This is a genomic window from Algoriphagus marinus, assembly GCF_001936475.1.
In the GTDB taxonomy this organism is placed as follows: domain Bacteria; phylum Bacteroidota; class Bacteroidia; order Cytophagales; family Cyclobacteriaceae; genus Algoriphagus; species Algoriphagus marinus.
This window is the reverse complement of the sequence record NZ_MSPQ01000014.1, coordinates 98250-118615: the sequence shown is the minus strand read 5'-3', so window position 1 is coordinate 118615 and position 20366 is coordinate 98250. Positions and strand designations below refer to the sequence as shown.

17 protein-coding genes, 1 tRNA gene and 1 pseudogene are annotated in these 20366 nt (G+C 40.1%); 14 read left to right on the top strand and 5 right to left on the bottom strand.

Going from position 1 to position 20366, the window contains the following annotated elements:
* Nucleotides 1–64: 64 nt before the first annotated feature.
* Nucleotides 65–604 (top strand): inorganic diphosphatase, encoded by a 540-nt coding sequence (locus tag BVC88_RS18640; RefSeq protein ID WP_075352238.1) that lies wholly within the window; start codon nt 65–67, stop codon nt 602–604.
* Nucleotides 605–622: 18 nt separating this feature from the next.
* Here the strand turns inward: BVC88_RS18640 and BVC88_RS18635 are convergent, their stop codons facing one another.
* Complete coding sequence (locus tag BVC88_RS18635; protein ID WP_075352237.1) at nt 623–1081, bottom strand: hypothetical protein; 459 nt, start codon at nt 1079–1081, stop codon at nt 623–625.
* Nucleotides 1068–1673 carry an acyl carrier protein phosphodiesterase gene (locus tag BVC88_RS18630; protein WP_075352236.1) on the bottom strand — a complete coding sequence of 202 codons (606 nt, stop codon included), beginning with the start codon at nt 1671–1673 and terminating at the stop codon, nt 1068–1070. Before BVC88_RS18630 ends, BVC88_RS18635 begins: the two co-directional genes overlap by 14 nt.
* A gap of 64 nt (nt 1674–1737) precedes the next feature.
* Here BVC88_RS18630 and BVC88_RS18625 point away from each other — a divergent pair, with 64 nt between their 5' ends.
* A complete protein-coding gene (locus tag BVC88_RS18625; protein WP_075352235.1) occupies nt 1738–3663 on the top strand; it encodes an AAA domain-containing protein in 1926 nt (641 codons plus the stop codon).
* Nucleotides 3664–3676: 13 nt separating this feature from the next.
* Here BVC88_RS18625 and BVC88_RS18620 read toward each other — a convergent pair whose 3' ends face one another.
* The gene (locus BVC88_RS18620; protein ID WP_075352234.1) at nt 3677–4201 is read right to left on the bottom strand and encodes a DUF4924 family protein; all 525 of its coding nucleotides are present in this window, start codon (nt 4199–4201) and stop codon (nt 3677–3679) included.
* Nucleotides 4202–4484: 283 nt separating this feature from the next.
* On the opposite strand from BVC88_RS18620, the gene lepA reads away from it, so the two are divergent.
* The 6 genes and pseudogenes from lepA (at nt 4485) to BVC88_RS18590 (ending at nt 11118) form a co-directional block, all read left to right on the top strand.
* A complete protein-coding gene (gene lepA, locus BVC88_RS18615) occupies nt 4485–6278 on the top strand; it encodes a translation elongation factor 4 (RefSeq protein WP_075352275.1) in 1794 nt (597 codons plus the stop codon).
* A gap of 243 nt (nt 6279–6521) precedes the next feature.
* Nucleotides 6522–6800, top strand: a pseudogene (locus BVC88_RS18610) (four helix bundle protein); the annotation flags it as partial.
* A 99-nt stretch (nt 6801–6899) separates the two neighbouring features.
* The gene (locus BVC88_RS18605) at nt 6900–7784 is read left to right on the top strand and encodes a bifunctional 5,10-methylenetetrahydrofolate dehydrogenase/5,10-methenyltetrahydrofolate cyclohydrolase (protein WP_075352233.1); all 885 of its coding nucleotides are present in this window, start codon (nt 6900–6902) and stop codon (nt 7782–7784) included.
* 72 nt (nt 7785–7856) lie between these two features.
* Nucleotides 7857–7940 (top strand) — tRNA-Leu (locus BVC88_RS18600).
* 92 nt (nt 7941–8032) lie between these two features.
* The gene (locus BVC88_RS18595) at nt 8033–8575 is read left to right on the top strand and encodes a DsrE family protein (protein ID WP_075352232.1); all 543 of its coding nucleotides are present in this window, start codon (nt 8033–8035) and stop codon (nt 8573–8575) included.
* Nucleotides 8576–8613: 38 nt separating this feature from the next.
* Nucleotides 8614–11118, top strand: a complete 2505-nt coding sequence (locus BVC88_RS18590) for a hybrid sensor histidine kinase/response regulator (protein WP_075352231.1) — start codon at nt 8614–8616, stop codon at nt 11116–11118.
* A gap of 122 nt (nt 11119–11240) precedes the next feature.
* Here the strand turns inward: BVC88_RS18590 and BVC88_RS18585 are convergent, their stop codons facing one another.
* Both BVC88_RS18585 and BVC88_RS18580 read right to left on the bottom strand, forming a co-directional pair.
* Nucleotides 11241–12656 carry a sigma-54-dependent transcriptional regulator gene (locus BVC88_RS18585; RefSeq protein ID WP_075352230.1) on the bottom strand — a complete coding sequence of 472 codons (1416 nt, stop codon included), beginning with the start codon at nt 12654–12656 and terminating at the stop codon, nt 11241–11243.
* A gap of 79 nt (nt 12657–12735) precedes the next feature.
* The gene (locus BVC88_RS18580) at nt 12736–13059 is read right to left on the bottom strand and encodes a hypothetical protein (protein WP_075352229.1); all 324 of its coding nucleotides are present in this window, start codon (nt 13057–13059) and stop codon (nt 12736–12738) included.
* 338 nt (nt 13060–13397) lie between these two features.
* On the opposite strand from BVC88_RS18580, the gene BVC88_RS18575 reads away from it, so the two are divergent.
* The 6 genes from BVC88_RS18575 (at nt 13398) to BVC88_RS18550 (ending at nt 20225) form a co-directional block, all read left to right on the top strand.
* Nucleotides 13398–15281, top strand: a complete 1884-nt coding sequence (locus BVC88_RS18575) for an amidophosphoribosyltransferase (protein ID WP_075352228.1) — start codon at nt 13398–13400, stop codon at nt 15279–15281.
* 123 nt (nt 15282–15404) lie between these two features.
* Complete coding sequence (locus BVC88_RS18570) at nt 15405–16457, top strand: M42 family metallopeptidase (RefSeq protein WP_075352227.1); 1053 nt, start codon at nt 15405–15407, stop codon at nt 16455–16457.
* Nucleotides 16458–16613: 156 nt separating this feature from the next.
* On the top strand, nt 16614–17723 hold the full coding sequence (locus BVC88_RS18565) for a 6-bladed beta-propeller (RefSeq protein ID WP_075352226.1): 1110 nt from the start codon (nt 16614–16616) through the stop codon (nt 17721–17723).
* 2 nt (nt 17724–17725) lie between these two features.
* Nucleotides 17726–18439, top strand: a complete 714-nt coding sequence (locus BVC88_RS18560) for an SUMF1/EgtB/PvdO family nonheme iron enzyme (protein ID WP_075352225.1) — start codon at nt 17726–17728, stop codon at nt 18437–18439.
* 72 nt (nt 18440–18511) lie between these two features.
* On the top strand, nt 18512–19318 hold the full coding sequence (locus BVC88_RS18555; protein ID WP_075352224.1) for a 3-keto-disaccharide hydrolase: 807 nt from the start codon (nt 18512–18514) through the stop codon (nt 19316–19318).
* A gap of 118 nt (nt 19319–19436) precedes the next feature.
* Entirely contained in the window at nt 19437–20225 is a 789-nt protein-coding gene (locus tag BVC88_RS18550; protein WP_075352223.1) for a hypothetical protein, read from the top strand.
* Nucleotides 20226–20366 lie beyond the last annotated feature (141 nt).

Sequence of the window (20366 nt, the reverse complement as noted above, 5' to 3'; positions counted from 1 at the left end):
TTGTAATTGATACCTTTGTATTGGCCTTTGAATCGCCGACTTTTTATTACCAAACTATAATACCATGATCAATCCTTGGCACGACGTCAACATTGGAAAGAATGCTCCGGAAGTAGTAACCGGAGTCATTGAAATCCCAAAAGGAAGTAAGGGAAAATACGAATTGCATAAAAAAACCGGGATGCTGATGCTGGATCGGGTGCTTTTTTCAGCAGTACACTATCCAGCCAATTACGGTTTTATCCCGCAGACTTTCTGTGAAGATCATGATCCCTTGGATATCCTGATTATTTCTCAGATTGACATCCCGTCTATGTGCTTAGTTGAGGCAAAAGTAATTGGTGTGATGCGAATGGTAGATGGTGGTGAAGCTGATGATAAGATCATTGCAGTGGCCGCTGGTGATCAGTCAGTAAACTACATCGAAGATATTGACGATCTTCCTCCTCACCTGATGAAAGAAGTACATAGATTCTTCGAAGACTATAAGAAATTAGAAAATAAAGAGGTCAAAGTAGAAGACTTTCTTGGAAAAGAAGATGCAATGCGAATCATTCGGGAAAGTATCGAACTCTACGATAAAAATTTTAGAAACCAACGCTAATCCAAGGCCTGAGTCATCTCAGGCTTTTTTGCTTTTTACTTTTTGTCTAATCGCTTTCTTTCCTAGATAAGCCACCAAATCAGAATAAGCCTCATGCTCGTGATTACTCACCGAGATAGATTGATTATCTGAAAATACAATAGTCAATTGTTTAAACTGTCGCTTATTGGCTACTATCGTTTCCTCCTCCCAAGCCAAAATTTGAGCAAGCGGATAAGCTTTGGTATAACCTCTTAATGGTAATTTGATAATAATCTGATCCCTTCCTACAGTAATGAATCGGTATCCTGCCATCATTTTCACCAATAGCATCAAGATCACCAATGTGATCAAACTACAAGCAACTAGATAAAACCAAAGTCCAAAACTCCCCTTGTAAGCGAAATCTCTCAGAATAAAAATCAACCCTGCGATCAAAATGAGCAAGACCATGCTCAATGAAATGTAGGTAGAGACTTTTGGTTTAATGACTGTCATGGTAAGCTTGTATTTCTGTGAGTTTCGATTGTGTAAAAGTCTCTAAATCTTTGAAGAAAGCGAAGAAAATCAATTCAAATTCTGCTTCACGTTCAATTAGTGTCAAATGAGCAAGTTCCATTTTGGAATCAAATCGGGTCCGTTTAGACAATCCAGTAAGGGATTTTTGTATCCCTTCTAACGTGGCATAATGAAGCAGCCAATTGTCTTTTCGCATCCAATAAAACATTTTAGAAAAACGCTCCGGGAAGAATTCTGAGTGTTTTTCCAGGATTTGAAAGGTTTCTTCAATGAAATCTTTCAAAGGTTGATCACTGAATTTATCCCAGTTTTTTCCTAGAAAATAATCAAAGAAAATATCGGTAATCACGGTGGAATAATGGCCAAACTGAGGTCTGAGGTAGCTTTGTCCGGCACGAACCAAAGGGTGAGAATCTGTAAACCGATCAATTTCCCTGTGAAGTCGAATTCCATCAGTGATTGCTTGAGGGTAATCCAGAAGCATTTTTCCCTTCACAAAATCTGCAATGAAATTCCCAACCAAAATCTCCTCCTGACCAAAAGACAAATATGCATGCGCGAGGTAATTCATTTGCCGGCGATTTTTTTAGAAAACAAGATTTGAGTTGAGTAGTTTCGAAACAAATTAGTAATAGATGCCGAATATAGAAGCAGAATTAAAGCAAGGACTGAAACTTTTGAAATTGGAATGGCAGGAAGATCTGTCGCAATACCAGAAGAAATTCCTGAATACCAGCCTTGCGGAAAAGAAAAAAGAGGGCATCACCTGGCATCCAATTCAACTCAAGAAAAGTAAAATTGGTATGGGAGAACGACTGTTGGTGGAGGTCGAGCGAATGGATTCGAAGTATCCATCTTCCTTCAGTTCAGGTAAGTCGGTATCATTTTTTAGTACGCAGGAAGGCTATCAGAGCACAGAAAATAGGGTCAATGGTGTCATTAATCAAGTCAATAAAGACACCATGGTCGTGACGCTTCAGGCTGATGAACTTCCGGATTGGATGGATAGCAATCGACTAGGTGTGGATTTACTTTTTGATGAGGCCAGCTATCGGGAAATGGAGTTTGCACTGAAAAAAGTTATAGCGGCAGATAACTCAAGACTTAAAGAACTTCGGGAGATTTTATTGGGAGAGGGGAAAGCGCATTTTTCTGAAAAAAAAAGAGCGGCGATTTCAGAATTAAATGATTCCCAAAATCAAGCCTGTGAATTGATTGCCAATGCCAAAGATGTAGCTGTCGTTCACGGTCCTCCGGGTACAGGAAAGACCACCACCCTGATCGAAGCGATTCAGGAAGCTGTGATTTCCAACCAATCTATTTTGGTCTGCGCTCCAAGTAATGCCGCAGTGGATTTATTGGTTGAAAAATTGACAGATCGTGGAATTCAAACGCTTCGACTGGGACATCCTGCACGAGTGGAGGAGAAAATTTTAAATCAGACCTTGGATGCCAAGACAGCATTTCATGACAGCTACAGGGATCTAAAAAAACTCCGAAAAGAAGTCAATCAGTACCTCAATTTGGCAAAACAATACAAACGTAACTTTGGGCCAGAGGAGCGCGCGCAGCGTAAATTGATGTATGGGGAAGTTTCGAGAATTCGTGAAGAAGCAAAAGGACTGGAGGGGTACATTCAGTTTGATATTTTTCAACGGACACAAGTATTTGCCACGACTTTAGTAGGCGCTTCCTCTTATCATTTGAAAGGGATGACTTTCGATGTGGTCTTTATAGATGAAGCTGCTCAAGGTTTGGAGGCCGCTACTTGGATTCCTATTCTGAAGGCCAAAAAGGTGGTTTTTGCAGGGGATCACTTTCAACTTCCACCTACAATCAAGTCATTGCAGGTAGCTAAAGATGGTTTGGCTCAGACGCTTTTTGAAAAAACTATATTGAGAAATCCACAAGCCGCGCAATTACTGGATTTGCAGTATCGCATGCCGGAAGTAATTATGGGTTTTTCAAATGAGTGGTTTTATCAGGGTAAATTGAAAGCAGCCGAGAACACGAAGACGCATCAATTTCAAGAGGAACTTCCCATGGAGTGGATTGATACTGCAGGATCTGGTTATTCCGAACAAGTCGAATCAGAAAGTCTGAGCACCTTTAATCCCGAGGAAGCAAAATTTGCCTGCACTCATTTGAATCACCTGATTAAATCCATTGGGATAGCCCATTTCAAAGAAGCAGGCTGGACAATTGGGTTAATTGCGCCCTATGGAGCCCAGGTTCGGTTGATTCGGAGTTTGATTTTTGAGTCTTTTGACTTTCCAAATTTGAAGACGCTACGGGATCAGATTACCATTGATACAGTGGATGGGTTTCAGGGGCAGGAGCGGGATTTGATGTTGATTTCGCTAACTCGCTCCAATGATAGGGGTGAAATAGGATTCCTATCCGAGGCTAGAAGAATGAATGTCGCCTTGACACGAGCCAAGCGAAAGCTAGTGTTAATCGGTGATAGCAGCACTTTGGCGGTGCATCCTTTCTTTGATTCTTTGCTTGGCTATGTGGAGGAAAAAGGAGGTTATCGAAGCGTATGGGAATTCCTGCACTAAGGATATTTATTTTCTAAAATCCCTTTTTAAAAACAAGACTTAAAAAACTTAAAACTTCTCCAAATGCTTCAGCAGATTTAAGCTGATCATCACTAACTTTTTTACCTAATAGGCGACACAGCAATAGTCCATACACGCCATTCAAGCAGATCTGGATTTCATTCCCAAGATCTTTTCCCTCGGCTTGTACGATTGCCTCGATGATAAGTGGCTTTGCTTTGGAGTACGTTTCAAAATAAGTCGCGTCTGTTTTCAGAAGTTTCCAGTGAAGTTGTGCCAGTTCATCGACATGCTTATTCAACTCACTCAAATGCCCTTTTTCCAGGATTCCTTCAGATTTCATTTGTGTAATCAATTCTCCAAACCAAACTGAAATATCTATTTTCTCTTCATCCGAAACCGGATACTTGGAAACGACAAACTGATCCATTTCCTTGATGTCACCCTGATAAGAGCGAATCAAATCTTCCATCTGATACATGTAAATGAGGTATTCAGCGATATTTTGGGATTTCTTACGTTCGGCTACGGATTTCATTTCTTCGATTTTGAGAGTCAAAGGTAAAAGGATCTTTGATTTTCAGGAATGATGTCAGAAACCTTATTTCTTGGCTTTTCCTGTTCGAAGTCTGAAGATTGAATTTTCTTCATGGTCTATTTCGCCGAAGGCGTATTTCAGCGTTGCTGTATTTCGCGAAGCGTATCTTGCCAAGCCTATCTTTCCAAATGCCTATTTCAGCGAAGCTTTATTTCGTAAAACCTATTTCCCTTGCCCCTTTCTAACCAAGGTTATCCCTTTTTTTACTATTTTTGCGCCCGAAATGAATATGAAAAACATCAGAAATTTCTGTATCATCGCCCACATTGATCATGGGAAGAGTACATTGGCGGATAGATTATTGCAGGAAACCGATACCGTAGCGGATCGGGATATGCAGAATCAGTTGTTGGATAATATGGATCTGGAGCGCGAGCGTGGCATAACGATCAAATCGCACGCGATTCAGATGAAGTACACGCACGAAGGGGAGGTTTATACGTTGAACCTCATTGATACCCCAGGTCACGTGGATTTTTCATATGAGGTTTCCCGCTCAATAGCCGCTTGCGAAGGCGCTTTATTGATTGTAGATGCATCTCAAGGCGTGGAAGCACAGACGATTTCAAATCTCTATTTAGCTTTAGGTCACGATCTGGAGATTATTCCTGTATTAAATAAAATTGACCTTCCGGGCGCTGATCCTGAGGCGGTTGCTGATGAGGTGATCGACTTGATCGGTTGCGATCGAGAGGATATAATTTTAGCTTCTGGTAAAGCAGGTATCGGTATCGACGATATTTTGAAAGCTGTGGTAACCCGAATCCCAGCCCCAAAAGGTGATCCAGATGCACCGCTACAGGCGATGATTTTTGATTCGGTTTACAATTCGTTCCGTGGGGTAGAAGTGATCTTCCGGATTTTCAACGGTACCTTCAGCAAAGGCGATAAAATCAAATTTGTCAATACCGGTAAAGAATATGAGGCGGACGAAATCGGGATCTTGGGACTCAATCAAATCCCGCAACAAACGATGTCTGCAGGAAATGTGGGTTACCTGATTTCCGGCGTAAAAGTGGCCAAAGAAATCAAAGTTGGGGATACGATTACTCACGTCAAGCGTCCATGCGATGCGGCGATTCAGGGTTTTGAAAACGTGAAACCAATGGTGTTTGCCGGAATCTACCCAGTAGAGACTACCGATTACGAGGAACTTCGATATTCCATGGAGAAGCTTCAGTTAAATGATGCTTCATTGGTATGGGAGCCGGAAACTTCCATGGCATTAGGTTTCGGATTTCGCTGCGGATTCTTGGGAATGTTGCACATGGAGATCATTCAGGAGCGATTGGAGCGAGAGTTTGACATGACCGTGATTACGACGGTGCCATCCGTACAGTTCAAAGCCATGATGACCAATGATACGGTGCAGCTGATCAATGCCCCATCGGATATGCCTGATCCTACGCGGATGAAGCATATCGAAGAGCCTTATGTGAAAGCATCCATCATCACCGCTGCAGAGTATGTCGGCGCAGTGATTACCCTTTGTATGGAAAAAAGAGGCCAGATCAAAAATCAGGTTTACCTGACTTCTGAACGTGTAGAATTGACCTTCGATATGCCTTTAGCAGAGATCGTATTCGATTTCTTCGATAAGTTGAAAACCATTTCCAGAGGTTATGCCTCCTTGGATTATGAATTGATTGGCTACCAAGTTTCGCATATGGTGCGTCTCGACGTGATGTTGAATGGAGAGCCAGTTGATGCACTTTCGGCAATAGTTCATCGGGATAAAGCGTATGATTGGGGCCGAAGACTTTGCGAAAAGTTGAAGGAATTGGTGCCTCGCCAGATGTTTGAAATTGCCATTCAGGCAGCAATCGGCCAGAAGATTATTGCCAGAGAAACTGTAAAGGCCATGCGTAAAAACATATTGGCAAAATGTTATGGTGGTGATATTTCCCGAAAGCGAAAACTTCTAGAAAAGCAGAAAAAAGGTAAAAAGCGAATGAGACAAGTCGGCAACGTCGAGGTGCCTCAGGAGGCGTTTATGGCGGTATTGAAGCTGGACTAAGCTGATTAAATACGATTTGAGAAATACGAAATACGAAGTACGAGACTGTCTTCAATCTCAGACTATAGATTGATCACCGATTTTTTGATTTTTCAGAAAAGCTTGAAAATCAAAGAAATAGTGAGGTTAAATTTTCAATAGTATTCTGGTTTATATGGTTATTCTATGAGTCAAGCATTAAAAGATCGAACTAAGAAGTTTGCAGTAGATGTTTGGTTCCTGTGTTAAAAACTTCCTCAAACAAGAGAGTTCAATAATTATGTAAATCAGCTACTTCGTTGTTCTAGTTCGGTAGCTGCCAATTATCGATCTGCTATGAGAGCAAAATCGAATGCAGATTTTATTTATAAGCTTAAAATTGTAGAAGAGGAGGCTGATGAGAGTCAGTTCTTTCTAGAAATTTTAGAAAAAATATCTCCGATTGAGGATTTAAAAAAAGAAATCGGAGTTTTAATTAAAGAATCAAATGAGCTAGTAGCTATAATTGTAGCAAGCCTGAAAACGGCTCGTTTAAACAAATAAAAATATACGCTTTCTTGAATCCCGTATTTCGTACTTCATATTTCGTATTCCTCAAGATCTCGTAATTCCCAAATCCTAATTCATAAATAAAAAGATCAAATGGCTATCCTAATCGACGGAAAACTCACCTCTTCACAAATCAAAACAGAAATCGCTGCTCGTGTGGCTGAAATCAAAGCTGAAGGAGGTAAAATCCCGCATCTAGCTGCTATTCTTGTAGGAAGCGACGGCGCAAGCCAGACTTATGTAAATGCAAAAGTGAAGGCTTGTGGTGAATGTGGTTTTGAGTCAACGCTGGTTAGACTGGAAGAGACCGTTTCTGAAGCGGAACTTTTGAAAGTGGTGGAAGAGATCAATGAGAATCCTGAAATAGATGGATTGATCGTTCAGCTCCCTTTGCCAAAGCATATCTCTGTGGAGAAAGTGACCAATAAGATCAAGCCGGAGAAGGATGTAGACGGTTTTACTCCAGCCAACGTAGGGAGAATGGCTTTGAACTGGCCGGCCTATGTGGCGGCGACTCCTTATGGAATCATCGAATTGCTAAAAAGATATGATATTGAGACCTCAGGAAAGCATTGCGTAGTGATCGGAAGAAGTCATATCGTGGGCAGCCCGATGAGTATTCTGATGGCTAGAAATGGCTATCCTGGAAATGCAACCGTGACTTTGACGCATAGCCGAACCAAAAACCTGGAGGAAATAGCGCGTACTGCAGATATTTTGATCGTAGCCTTAGGGAAGCCTGAGTTTGTTACCGCGGATATGGTGAAGCCTGGTGCAGTGGTAATTGATGTGGGAATTCACCGAATCGAAGATGCCTCCAAGAAATCAGGCTTTAGATTGATAGGCGATGTGAAGTTTGACGAGGTGGCTGCCAAAGCTTCTGCAATCACACCTGTTCCGGGTGGAGTAGGACCGATGACCATTGCTTCTTTGCTTTACAATACTTTGCTTTCTGCAGAAAAGAAAGTTTATTCTTAAAAAATCAAAGAAAGGTTTGATTCAGGTTTGCATCAGTTAAACTCGAATGATACTTTTGCAAACCAATTAACTGCGCACGTGGTGAAACTGGTAGACACGCCAGCTTGAGGGGCTGGTGCTTTAAGTAGTGTGGAAGTTCGAATCTTCTCGTGCGCACAGAAAGCTCTGAATTTATTCAGGGCTTTTTTTATTAGTGGCTATTTCTATCGAAAGATTTTTCCTACTTTTTCATCCTAATATATTCCTCTATGAAACTTACCAGAACACTAGGCCTTTTTCTTATTTTATTGTTTTCAGCCCATTTCAGCATTGCTCAAACAGCCCAATTCCCAATCGTGAAAGACTTCGGAGGAATCTATGAAATCAAAGATGCTGTGGAGCGGCCAGATCCTTCACTGGAATACAAGATTATCATCGATATGACTACTGGTGCAGATAATCCAGCAGAAATTAGCCGATGGGTGGATAATATTGCCAGACTTATGAATCTGCATGGTTTAGCTGGAGTACCACAGGATCGAATTCATGTGAAGGTGGTTATTCATGGTGGTGCAATTTTCACGCTGCTTACAGATAAAAATTATCAAGAGCGAAATAAAATAGATAATCCTAATTTGAAAGTTTATGAAGCTCTTAAGGCGGCTGGAGCAGAGTTTTATGTCTGTGGACAGTCTATGGTTGCTCGAAAACTTGATAAAAGTGACCTCTGGCCAGGAGTGAAAATTGCACATTCAGCACTGACTACGATATCTACTTACGTCCCTCAAGGTTATACTTTGCTCAAGTTCTAAACTTCTGGAATAATTATTGGGCGTAAATTACTTCACAGATGAAGAAGCTAACCCCAAAAGTCAATACCGCCAGTAAAGTCATTCTAGGATTTTTCTTTGCAGCTATCTTCTTAATCGGTATCGCAGGACTGACTTATTATACCCTCAATCGTATGCTTGAGACAATGGATGAATTGTCTCAGCCTAATCAGAAACTCAATGTCCTCAATGAGCTGCAAACTGAAATAATTCAAATCACGAGGGTCAGTCAAGGAGATTCAGCTGTTGATATTCGAGTCAAAGACTCTACAGTCCTCTCATTGAACTCCAAACTTGATCAGTTGGAAGCTTTGGCTCTTGATACCCTCGAGTCTGGCTATATTAAACGGATTAGAGCTAGTATTCCTTCACTTGTTAGTGGATATCTTGACCTTTACGAGGTAAAGAACAATCTAGCTAACCGTAATTTTACTCAGGAAGCCCTCCGGAAAGTGGAATTGGGAATCAGAAGAAGAGCCTCCTTGGTAGAGATTCAGCCATTGAAAAGAATTAATCCTCAGGAGTATTTGCTGGATGCGACCCGTAAGCCAATTTCAACCAATCAGGAACTGCAGATCACGGAGTCCTCTCAGGTTGAAAATAAATTGATCAAATACCTTCAGGATCTCCAAAATCAAAACTATAAGGAACTTGGTCAGAAAAAACCACAAGCATTGGATAGCGTCCTGTATGGAATCAGAAATGTAATCAAAAGAATATATTGGGAGGAATCTTCTCAGCGCCAAAAGTTGGCCAGCATGGAATCTGAGCTTTCGCTCAAACAAAGTGAAATTGTAGGGACCATCCAAAATCTGGTTGCGACACTCCAAAAACGAGCTTTGGAAGAGTCAAATCAAAAGAATGAGTCAGCTTATGGGTTGAGTTATGACGTCACCATGTTTTTGATAGTTATAGTATTCATTGCGATTTTTGGAATTTCTTTGATGATCTATTCTATTCTGAAGGAGATTAAGCTCACCAAGAAGTATCAGGAAAACTTATTTGAATCTCAGCAAAAGGCGGAGGATTTGGCTCGATCCAAACAGGAGTTTCTAGCCAATATGAGTCATGAAATCCGTAATCCGCTACATGTGATTCAGGGTTATCGCTCCGTTTTAGAAAAAAGCGAACTGGATCTCAACCAACAATCACAACTTCGTATGATTGGTTTTGCTTCAGACACACTTATGGAAATTGTGGATGAAGTCCTCGATTTTTCCAAGTTAGAAGCAGGTAAGCTGAAACTGGAGACAAAAGAATTTGATCCGGAAATACTTTTTGAATCCATTCAAAATTTCTTTGAATTGAAAGCTGTCGAAAAACAGCTTGAATTTAAATGGGAAATGGATCTCCCTGAAGGAAAATCACTAATTGGTGATCAGCTCAGACTCAAGCAAATCTTAAATAATCTCCTCAGCAACGCTTTCAAATTCACCAGTGAAGGTACTATTGAAGTCAAAATCAAGTGGGGAAATGATACGCTAACTGTAGAGATAAAGGACACAGGCATAGGAATGAGCAAAGAGGTTCTTAAAAGAGTGTTTTTAGAATTTGACCAAGCCGATACCTCGATTTCAAGAAAATATGGTGGGACCGGACTTGGCCTTGCTATAGTTCAGCGACTGATTACACTTATTGGCGGAACGATCACAGCCGAAAGTGCTGAGGATGTCGGTACAAAAATGACTTTGAGCTTGCCTTTGCTTGCCGGGGATGCGATTCAGGAGCGAACCGATTCGCAAGCACAATCTCTTGATCTCACGGGAATAAAAATCTTATTGGCAGATGATGATCCAGTGGGAATAAAATACCTTGAGACGATTTTAAATTATTTTGGAGCTTCCTGTATTTGCTATAATGGTGGAGTGTCATTCAGAGATGACTTTAAGCATGCGCATTTTGATCTTGCTATTCTAGATATTCAGATGCCTGAATATTCCGGATTCGATGTAGTGAAAAAACTTCGCTCATTTGATCAATATGAGCAATTACCCATATTGGCAATGACCGCGAACGTTTTTGTGGAAGAGCGGGAGAGTCTGTTAAATGCTGGTTTTGATGATCTTTTAATCAAACCTTTTCAAGAAAATGCCTTGATCGATACCATCGGTAAATATTTTCCTGATAGGGTCCTCAATAAAAATGATCAAAAAAATAGCATTTCTGAATTTGCGGAAAGCTATCAACTTACTGATCTGAGGAGGTTCTGTATGGACGACGAGCAGCTCCTAAATGATATAATCAGTGAGTTGGTTCTTCAAACCCGAAAGGAGTTACAAGAATTGAAAAAAGCCTGGCTGAACAACCGATTTGAAAATATCCTGGAAATCTCCCATCAGATGGCAAGTAGGCTAGGGCAAATAAAAAGTCCTGCCTCCAGAATCGCTAGAAAAATAGAGACAAATCTCAAAATGAGTAATAAAAATGGATTAGCTGAATTGCTAAGTCAATTAGATAAAGAGGTCGGTTCCTTGCTGGATGAACTTTCTAGAAGACCAAGCTTGGTGAAAGAGGAGTCAGATTAGAGCCCTTTTTCCGATGAAAGAGTTGGATCTTAATTCATTTTTTTGATTCTCAATCTCAAATATTAGCTCCATTGGAACATTCCAAACAATCGCATTCAATCGGGTAGTTGTAAAGATTTTTTTTACTCGTTCATGCCATATTTATCCATTTTACTATAAAGTGTTTTTCGGTCCATTTTTAGGATTCTGGCAGTTTTCGATTTATTGAATTTTGTATCCATCAACACTTTTTGAATCAGGTTTTTTTCTTGCTCTTCCCATTGACTCTTATAGTCGGTCGTTGAAGAAATAGAAATATTGCTGGCTTTGGCGGGATCAGCAGTGTCATTGAACAAGTTTGTTGATGTATTAATTTCTTGGATATCAATAGGTAAGGCTTCTTTTTCAACAAGGGGTCCTGTGGTCAATAAAACTGCTCTTTTGATGATATTTCGAAGTTCTCTAAGGTTTCCTGGCCAATCGTATCCCAAGAAAAATTCCCAAACATCATTTGAAAAACCTTTTACATTTTTTCCTAGACGACTATTACTTTCAATCAGAAATTCATTCGCAAATTCCTCCAAATCGTTCTTCCGGTCTCGTAGTGGAATAGCTTTAAGAGTAAATTCATTGAGGCGGTGGTAAAGATCTTCCCTGAAATTTCCTGTTCCCGTCTGCTGAAAAAGGTTTTCATTGGTTGCAGCAATGATTCTCAAGTCAACTTCAATTTCTTTATTCCCTCCGATCTTCCGGATTTTTCGTTCCTGAATCGCACGAAGGAGTTGAACTTGAACTTCATAGTTTAGATTTCCTACTTCATCCAGAAAAATCGTTCCGCCATTAGCACGTTCGAAGTGGCCTGTTTTATTATCCAATGCGCCAGTGAATGCTCCTTTGACATGTCCGAATAGTTCGCTTCCAGCAAGCTCTTTTGGAAGTGCACCACAGTCAATTGCAATGAATGGACCATTTTTTCTGGCTGAAAAATCATGAATTCGCTTAGAAATAAGCTCTTTACCTGTTCCTGTTTCTCCCAAAACCAATACGCTCAGATCGGTAGGGGCCACTAGTTGAATATGTTTTTCTAATTTCTCTGCTTCCATCGAAGTGCCTACCACATAATCGCTTTTGACATTAACTGGAGTTGTAGCTAGGCTTTTTTGAGTTTCACTTTTTTCAACACTTGAGGATGAAGTCAGCTTTTCAGAGAGTGACTCTTTAACCGTTGCAAGAAGTTCGTCAGGATTGATAGGTTTGGTAATGTATTCAAAAGCCCCAAGTTTCATCGCCTTGATCGCTATTCTTATATCAGAATAGTGCGTAATAAGTATGACGTGAGTCTGAGGGAAATTACTTTTAGACCATTGTAAAAGCTCCATTCCTGTTCCATCAGGCAATCTGAAATCAGCAATGATCAAATCAAACTTTGCATTTGACAAAAGCAGCTGCGCTTCTTTGACTTTCGTCGTAGAATCCACAGAAAATCCGTTTTTCTCTAAAAAGTTTTTAACAATTCGGGCGTATGTCAAATCATCCTCAACCAGTAAGATCCTTTTCATAAAATTTTGATTTGGGTAAACATAACAAAAAAAGCACCAGACAAAGTCTGGCGCCTTCTTATTTTAAGAAATGGTGATCTTACTCTACGATCTCATTTCCAGCCTCATCATACTTTTTGCTCAGTTTTTCTTCGGTACCGTTGTCAAAGGTTATCACAAAATGAGCTTTATCCTCTGGTAAAGAGATTTTCCAAGCTTCTGCTATTGGGAAAGAAGCAATAGTTTCATCTCCAGCGATGGAGGCTTTGACCGCATCCGGCAAAGTTTCAGGATCGATTTTTACTTTTTCTTGCTCTTGTTGAACCTCAATTCCAACAGGGGAGATTTGAGAAATTAATTCAATCGGATTTGCCATTGCCGCACCGGCAAATAGCATTGTGGCAATAATGAGTGTCTTTTTCATGACTCTAGTTGGTTTAAGTTAAATTTACTTCTTTAAATAGTTGGATCCGGATCCTATTGTCATTGGATTTGTTCCGCCGACATGTACTACCTATGCGATACCTGTGCCAAGTGCCCTGTTTTGGATTTAGAGGCTTTTTGTTCAAAAATCATGTGGTTAGGTTGTAGAATTTATCAGCATATCGTTCTTAATTTTATTTAAAACCGTGTAAAAAATTGATTTAAAAGACTCTTTTATGGGATTGATAAACCGGAAAGAATAGTAGAACTTTTTTTGACCAAATTTTCTTTTAAAATCAATTAACTTTGAATGACCAAACATAACTTTCTCCTGACTCCATGAGTGACGCCATCAAACACGAGTGCGGCATAGCAATGATAAGGCTGCGAAAACCCGTTCAATATTACATTGACAAATATGGGACAGCAGCTTTTGCCTCAAACAGGCTCTATGTGCTAATGCAAAAACAAATCAATCGTGGACAGGATGGGGCCGGTGTTGCCAATATCAAAATCGACACGAAACCGGGTACTCGATACATTAGTCGATATCGTTCTATAGAGCCTTCGGCTGTCAATTTTATCTTTGACAAAATCAATAAGAAGATCAAAAAGGCTAAAAAAATTGGAGGTCATGATGCCCTTACGGATGGTGAGTGGCTTAAAGAAAATATAGCATTTACCGGAGAAGTCTGGTTGGGGCACCTGAGATATGGCACACATGGGGAAAACTCTATTGAAACCTGTCATCCATTCCTAAAACAAAATAACTGGAGAAGTCGAAACCTGGTCATGGCGGGAAACTTCAACATGACCAATGTGGAGGAGCTATTTGGGAAGTTGGTGGAACTTGGGCAGCACCCTAAGGAAAAAACTGATACGGTTACGGTAATGGAGAAAATCGGACACTTTTTGGATGAAGAGAATCAACGAATCTTCGATAAATACAAGCATAAATTTTCGAACGAACAGGTCACTCAAGTTATTGAGGATGAGTTGGATGTGGCTCGAATTCTAAGAAGATCCTGTCGGGATTTTGACGGCGGGTATGCTATGGCGGGAGTGATTGGAAATGGTTCTGCATTCGTGGTGAGAGATCCTTCGGGGATTCGACCGGCTTATTATTATGCGGATGATGAGGTGATTGTTGTGGCTTCAGAGAAGCCCGCTATCAAATCTGCATTCAATATCAATTTCAAAGAAATCAAAGAAATCAAGCCAGGTCATGCGCTTGTGATCAATAAAGATGGGTCTTATTCCGAAGATGAAATCATGCCAGCTCGGGAAAAGAAATCTTGCAGTTTTGAGCGAATTTATTTTTCCAGAGGAACTGATCCGGACATTTATCAAGAGCGAAAAAATCTAGGCAAAGCATTAATTCCTCAGATTCTCAAAGCGATCGATTTTGATCTGAAAAACACCGTTTTCTCCTATATTCCAAATACTGCTGAGACAGCCTTCCTAGGCATGATCGAAGGATTGGAGGATTATCTGTCAGCAAAACGAAGAGAGATTTTTATTGATGGAAAACCGCATGTTGGTGATCTTGATGAGCTTTTGAATTTCCGACCTAGAGTAGAAAAATTGGTAAGTAAAGATGTGAAGCTTCGAACTTTCATCACTAACGATGATGATAGGGATACTATGGTCGCCAACGTCTACGATACTACTTACGAAGTCATCAAGCCCGGTGTAGATACAGTAGTTGTGATCGATGATAGTATCGTAAGAGGGACTACGTTAGAGAAAAGCATTCTGACGACTTTGGATAAATTAAATCCAAAGCGAATTATCATTGTTTCCTCTGCTCCTCAAATTCGATATCCGGACTGCTATGGTATTGATATGTCTAAAATGAAGGAATTCATAGCCTTCCGTGCTGCTTTAGCTTTGTTGAAAGAGAATAAAATGGAGCACATCTTAGAGGAGGTTTATGATTCCTGTATCAATTCCAATTTAGAAATGGAGAATTTTGTAAAAGGAGTTTACAGCAAATTCACCTATGAAGAAGTTTCTGATAAAGTCGCTCAAATTGTAACCTCTGAGGATATTAAAGCAGAAGTTCAAGTGATTTTTCAAACTGTTGAAAATCTTCATAAATGTATCCCAGATCATACAGGTGATTGGTATTTCACTGGTAACTACCCTACAGAAGGAGGAACCGTGGTGGTGAATAAATCCTTTGTTAACTTCATGGAAGGGAAGACAATTAGAGCCTACTGATACTAAATATATTTTCAGAGGAAATGAACTCAGCTATTCTAGCTTTAAAATTATGTCCTCAAAAATCTCTTTTAGGAGATTTCTAAAAATCATATATCTCATATTTTAAATCCAAAATCAACCATGTCTATCAACGTTTCGCTTCTTAAACAAATTTGTGAAATCGCCGGAGCACCCGGTTTTGAAAAACGTGTTCGGGATTTTGTGATTGAGCAAGTGACTCCACTTGCAGATGAGGTGAAAGTGGATAATCTAGGCAACGTAATCGCTATCAAAAAAGGAAAGCGAAATCCAGATGGCAAGCGTGTGATGGTTGCTGCTCACATGGATGAGATTGGCTTTATTGTGACGCATATTGATGACAAGGGATTTCTGAGATTTCATACACTTGGTGGTTTTGATCCTAAAACACTTACCGCGCAACGAGTAATCGTGCATGGCAAAACAGATTTGATAGGAGTGATGGGAAGTAAGCCGATCCACGTGATGACTACAGAGGAGCGCGCTGTTTTGCCGAAAACTACAGACTTTTTTATCGATTTGGGGATGCCCAAAGAAGAGGTGGAGAAATACATTACGATAGGAGATCCGGTCACTCGAGATCGTCAATTGATCGAAATGGGTGATTGTGTCAATTGTAAATCCATTGACAACCGAGTAGCAGTGTTTATTCTGATCGAGACGCTCAAGCAATTGGATAATCCAGCTTACGATGTCTATGCTACTTTTACCGTGCAAGAGGAAGTGGGACTTCGTGGAGCAAATGTGGCTGCACATGGAATAAACCCTGATTTTGGGATTGCCTTGGATACTACCATTGCTTTTGATGTACCAGGAGCGCAGCCACATGAGAAAGTGACCGAACTGGGAAAAGGAACTGCGATCAAGATCATGGATGCGATGACGATTTGTGATTACCGCATGGTTGATTTTATGAAACAAACTGCAACCAAATCTAAAATCAACTGGCAGCCTGAAATCTTAACTGCAGGAGGTACAGATACCGCCGGAGTGCAGCGAATGGGAAAACAAGGAGCTATCGCCGGAGCAATTTCAATTCCTACAAGACATCTTCACCAAGTGATTGAAATGGCACATAAGCAGGATATTGCTGATTCAATCGCCTTGCTGAAAGCTTGCTTAGAGCAAGTTGATGGCTACGATTGGAAGCATTGATTTCTTCTTTTTATTGTATTCTAACTTTATAAGCTTTTGATTTTTAATTTATTTCAAAATAACTAAAATTTAGTTATCTCATTTTCAATTACTTATAAAGTAAGTTAATCTTATCTCTTTATTGGTAACTATATTTTATTTTCTTTTAAATAGAATATGATACGAAGAATTGCCATACTGCTTTTTTGCCTAGTCGGTTGTGCTGAGTCTGTAAATGATGAAGTAGAACTCGGTAATATTAAAATCCAAGATAAACTATTGATTTCTGAGATCTCAGAAGGTGTTGAGTATTTGGTTTTAGACAAAGAGTCTGATGCTGTTATCTATGGAGTTGATAAATTGATCTATGAAAATGATCGTTTTTTCATTTTGGATAATTCCTACACCGAAACTTTAGCTGTTTTTACGGACACAGGCACCCATTTATTTTCTTTAGAGATTGGACTGGGTGGTCCCGATGAGTTTGTAGAAATATCCGATTTTGACTATGATCCGGCCTCCCGGGAGATTTTTGTCTTTTCTGGAGCTCAAAGAAAGATTTTTGTTTATGATGAAAATGGAAACCCATCGAGACAATATCGAATCCCCAGCTCTTTGATTGTCCATTCCATTGGATATTTAGGACAGAATAGATTTGCATTTTTCAGAGATATGGTGGAAGAGTCTAAACTAGATTTACCTAGCCAGCTCTTTACCTATGATTTTGAAACTGAGCAAGTAATAGATCAAGCCATTCCATTATCTAAAAATGAGCTGATTTTGTCTCAAGATTTTGCACTGGTTCGATCAGGAGGTGAGTTGTTTGCTTCAAAGGTTTATGATTCAAGTATCTTCGCTATCTCTGGGACAGGGCAAATCAAAGAAGTTTTGAAGTTTAGTGATGTTAGCAATCTTAGTAATCGGGAAGATATCATTGATGATGAGAGTTATAGGAAAGTAATAACTGAGGAAAATGGAATTCTTTATATGGGCTATTGGAGAGGGAATTTGGACAATCATCTATTTTTAATCAAAAATGATCAACGGCCGATATTTCGATGGAAAAGTAAAACTCAGGATGTGCTAACAAAAAGCATCCAAAATGATTTTGATGTACCTATTTTTTCGGGATACAACTATTTGAATAATGAGGTCTTAATAGCGGTATTGGATGAGGAGGCCATTGGTTTACTTCAAGGAATTCCAGAAGGAAGAGCATTCTTAAAAAAACACAAACCTGAAGGTGAATACTTAAGTCCGATAATTGCTAAAATTAAATTGAAATAGCAATGAACTATTTAATCTCAATCTTTTTCCTCCTGAATTTAACTCAATTAAATTCTGACAAAATGGTTTTGGTCAAGAATGCAGACTTGGGGTATAACTTTATGATCGACACCCATGAGGTGACAATGGACGAATTTGAAAAATTCGTTTTGGCTACAGCATATAAAACTACTTGTGAAGTCCGGGGGACTGGACCAAAACCAACAAGAGATAATCCCTCCGAGCTATTCGAAGGGTTGAATTGGCGGCATGACCAAGATGGCAACTTGATAGATAAAAAGTGGTACGCTAAACTTCCTGTCACCAGAGTGACGATTACTGATGTAAAGGCCTATGCCAAATGGGTTGGTAAAAGGCTTCCAACTGTAAGGGAGTGGAAAATCGCAGCTGCCGGAGGTGTTTGGCCACCGGTTTATAAATATTCAGGATCAAATAAAGCGAATAGCATAGGCTGGTACGACATTAATTCCAAAATGGAAATTCAGCCAATCGGCACACTAGAACCAAACCAATTGGGGATATATGATATGTCTGGAAACGTGGAGGAATTTGCGCTTTTGGAAAAAAATGGGACTGAGTACAATAGAATCGGCGGGCGATTTTTCAGTGATAAAGATATGATGGCAATAGAGGATAATTACAGTTTAGATTTGAGAAACACTGCTTATTCCAGCTCATTTTTAGGATTCAGGTTAGTGAAAGATCTGAATAGGTAGCGAAACAAAAGGCATACAGTTTCTAGCACCTTCGCTCAACTTTTTTCATCTTGTTGTTAAATCCTCAACACTATGAAAAAGATATTTAGTCCCGCAATTCTTTATTTAGCGTTATTCATTTTTACCGCTTCTTGCCAAAAGCCGACTACTCCTGAAAAACTGATTACCGAAGAATCAAATTGGCAAGTGCTCTTCAACGGGAAAGATCTAAGCGGCTGGATTCCAAAAATCCATCATCATGAAACCGGAGACAACTATGCAAATACCTTTCGGGTAGTCGATGGGATATTAGCAGTTGATTATTCAGATTACGACAGCTTCAATGATCGCTATGGACATTTATTTTATGAAAAGCCATTTTCTTCTTTCCATCTAAGCTGGGAATACCGATTCACGGATCAGTGGCTAGAGGATGCCCAAAGCTATACGTACCGAAACAGCGGGGTGATGTTCCACTCCCAAGCTCCTGAAAGTATCTTAGTGGAGCAGGATTGGCCTATATCTGTGGAGTACCAGATGCTGGCAGAGGAGGAAGAAGGAAAGCCTAGACCAACAGGAAATATGTGCTCGCCGGGAACGGATGTGGTTTTCGAAGGGAAAATTGACGAGAGGCATTGCATTTATTCCAGCTCACCTACTTTCAAATGGGACGAATGGGTCAAAGCTGAGCTGATCGTTTATGGAGACTCTATTGTGCATCATTTAGTAAATGGCGACACTGTTTTGACTTATTCCTTTCCTCAGATCGGTGGAGGAGTCGCCAATCGATTTGATCCTGCTATTAAAGTGGATGGTAAGCCCTTGACTTCCGGATATATCGGATTGCAAAGTGAAGGTCAGGGGGTACTTTTTAAGGAAATAAAAATCAGAGAAATGTGATTTCAAGAGTGATAATAGTCTTGGATTATTCCCTTTCTTCCTATTTTAATGCGCTCCAACAGAGGAATAGTATATAATATCGAGTTACTTATTAAGTTTATCAAAAAAACATTTTCTAATGAAGAAACTTATTCTTGCCACTCTGTTTTGCGTTAGTACATTTTCAGCTGCATTCGCTCAAGATGAAGCCGCTGAATTGGCAAAAAAATTGGCAAATCCGATCGCTTCATTGGTCTCAGTCCCCTTTCAAAATAATACAGATTACGGAATCGGGAAGTGGCAGGGTACCCGAAGCACCATGAATTTTCAGCCAGTGCTACCCATTAAAATCAACGATAAAATCAATATGATTACCCGGGTAGTATTACCTATTGTAACGCAATACAATATTACAGCTCCTGGAGAGAAGCAGTCTGGTTTGGGAGACGCGGTCATGTCAGCTTTTTTCTCGCCTAGTAATTCCGAGAAGTTAACTTGGGGAGTAGGTCCAGCTTTTTTAATCCCAACAGGTACCAATGATTTTCTTACGGCAAAGAAATTTGGAATGGGCCCTACTGCCGTTGCATTGAAGCAGACGAATGGGTGGACTATCGGTGGTTTGGTGAATCAAATTTGGTCTGTGGCTGGAGATGTTGATCGACAAGACCTGAGTCAAATGTTTGTGCAACCATTTGTAAACTATAACTGGAAATCTGGTGCAGGGATAGGTGCAAATATAGAGTGGACCCAAAACTGGAAAGCTTCCACTACTACGATTTGGTTAAATCCTACGATTAGCGCCGTGACGAGTCTTGGCAAGCAAAAGACTCAGTTTGCAATTGGGCCACGATTGAATCTCGCCGCTCCAAATGGAAGCAAAGCTGATTGGGGATGGAGAGCGGTGGTAGTGTTTCTTTTTCCTAAATAGCGAAGGTCAGCACGCGGTAAAAATCTTTTCTACTACTCAAAAAAATAGACCTGCTTCTGTAGAGGCAGGTCTATTTTTTTAGAGATTATTTATTCAAAATCTGATCAGGATGATTCAAAACTGTCAATTTGAGACTTCTAA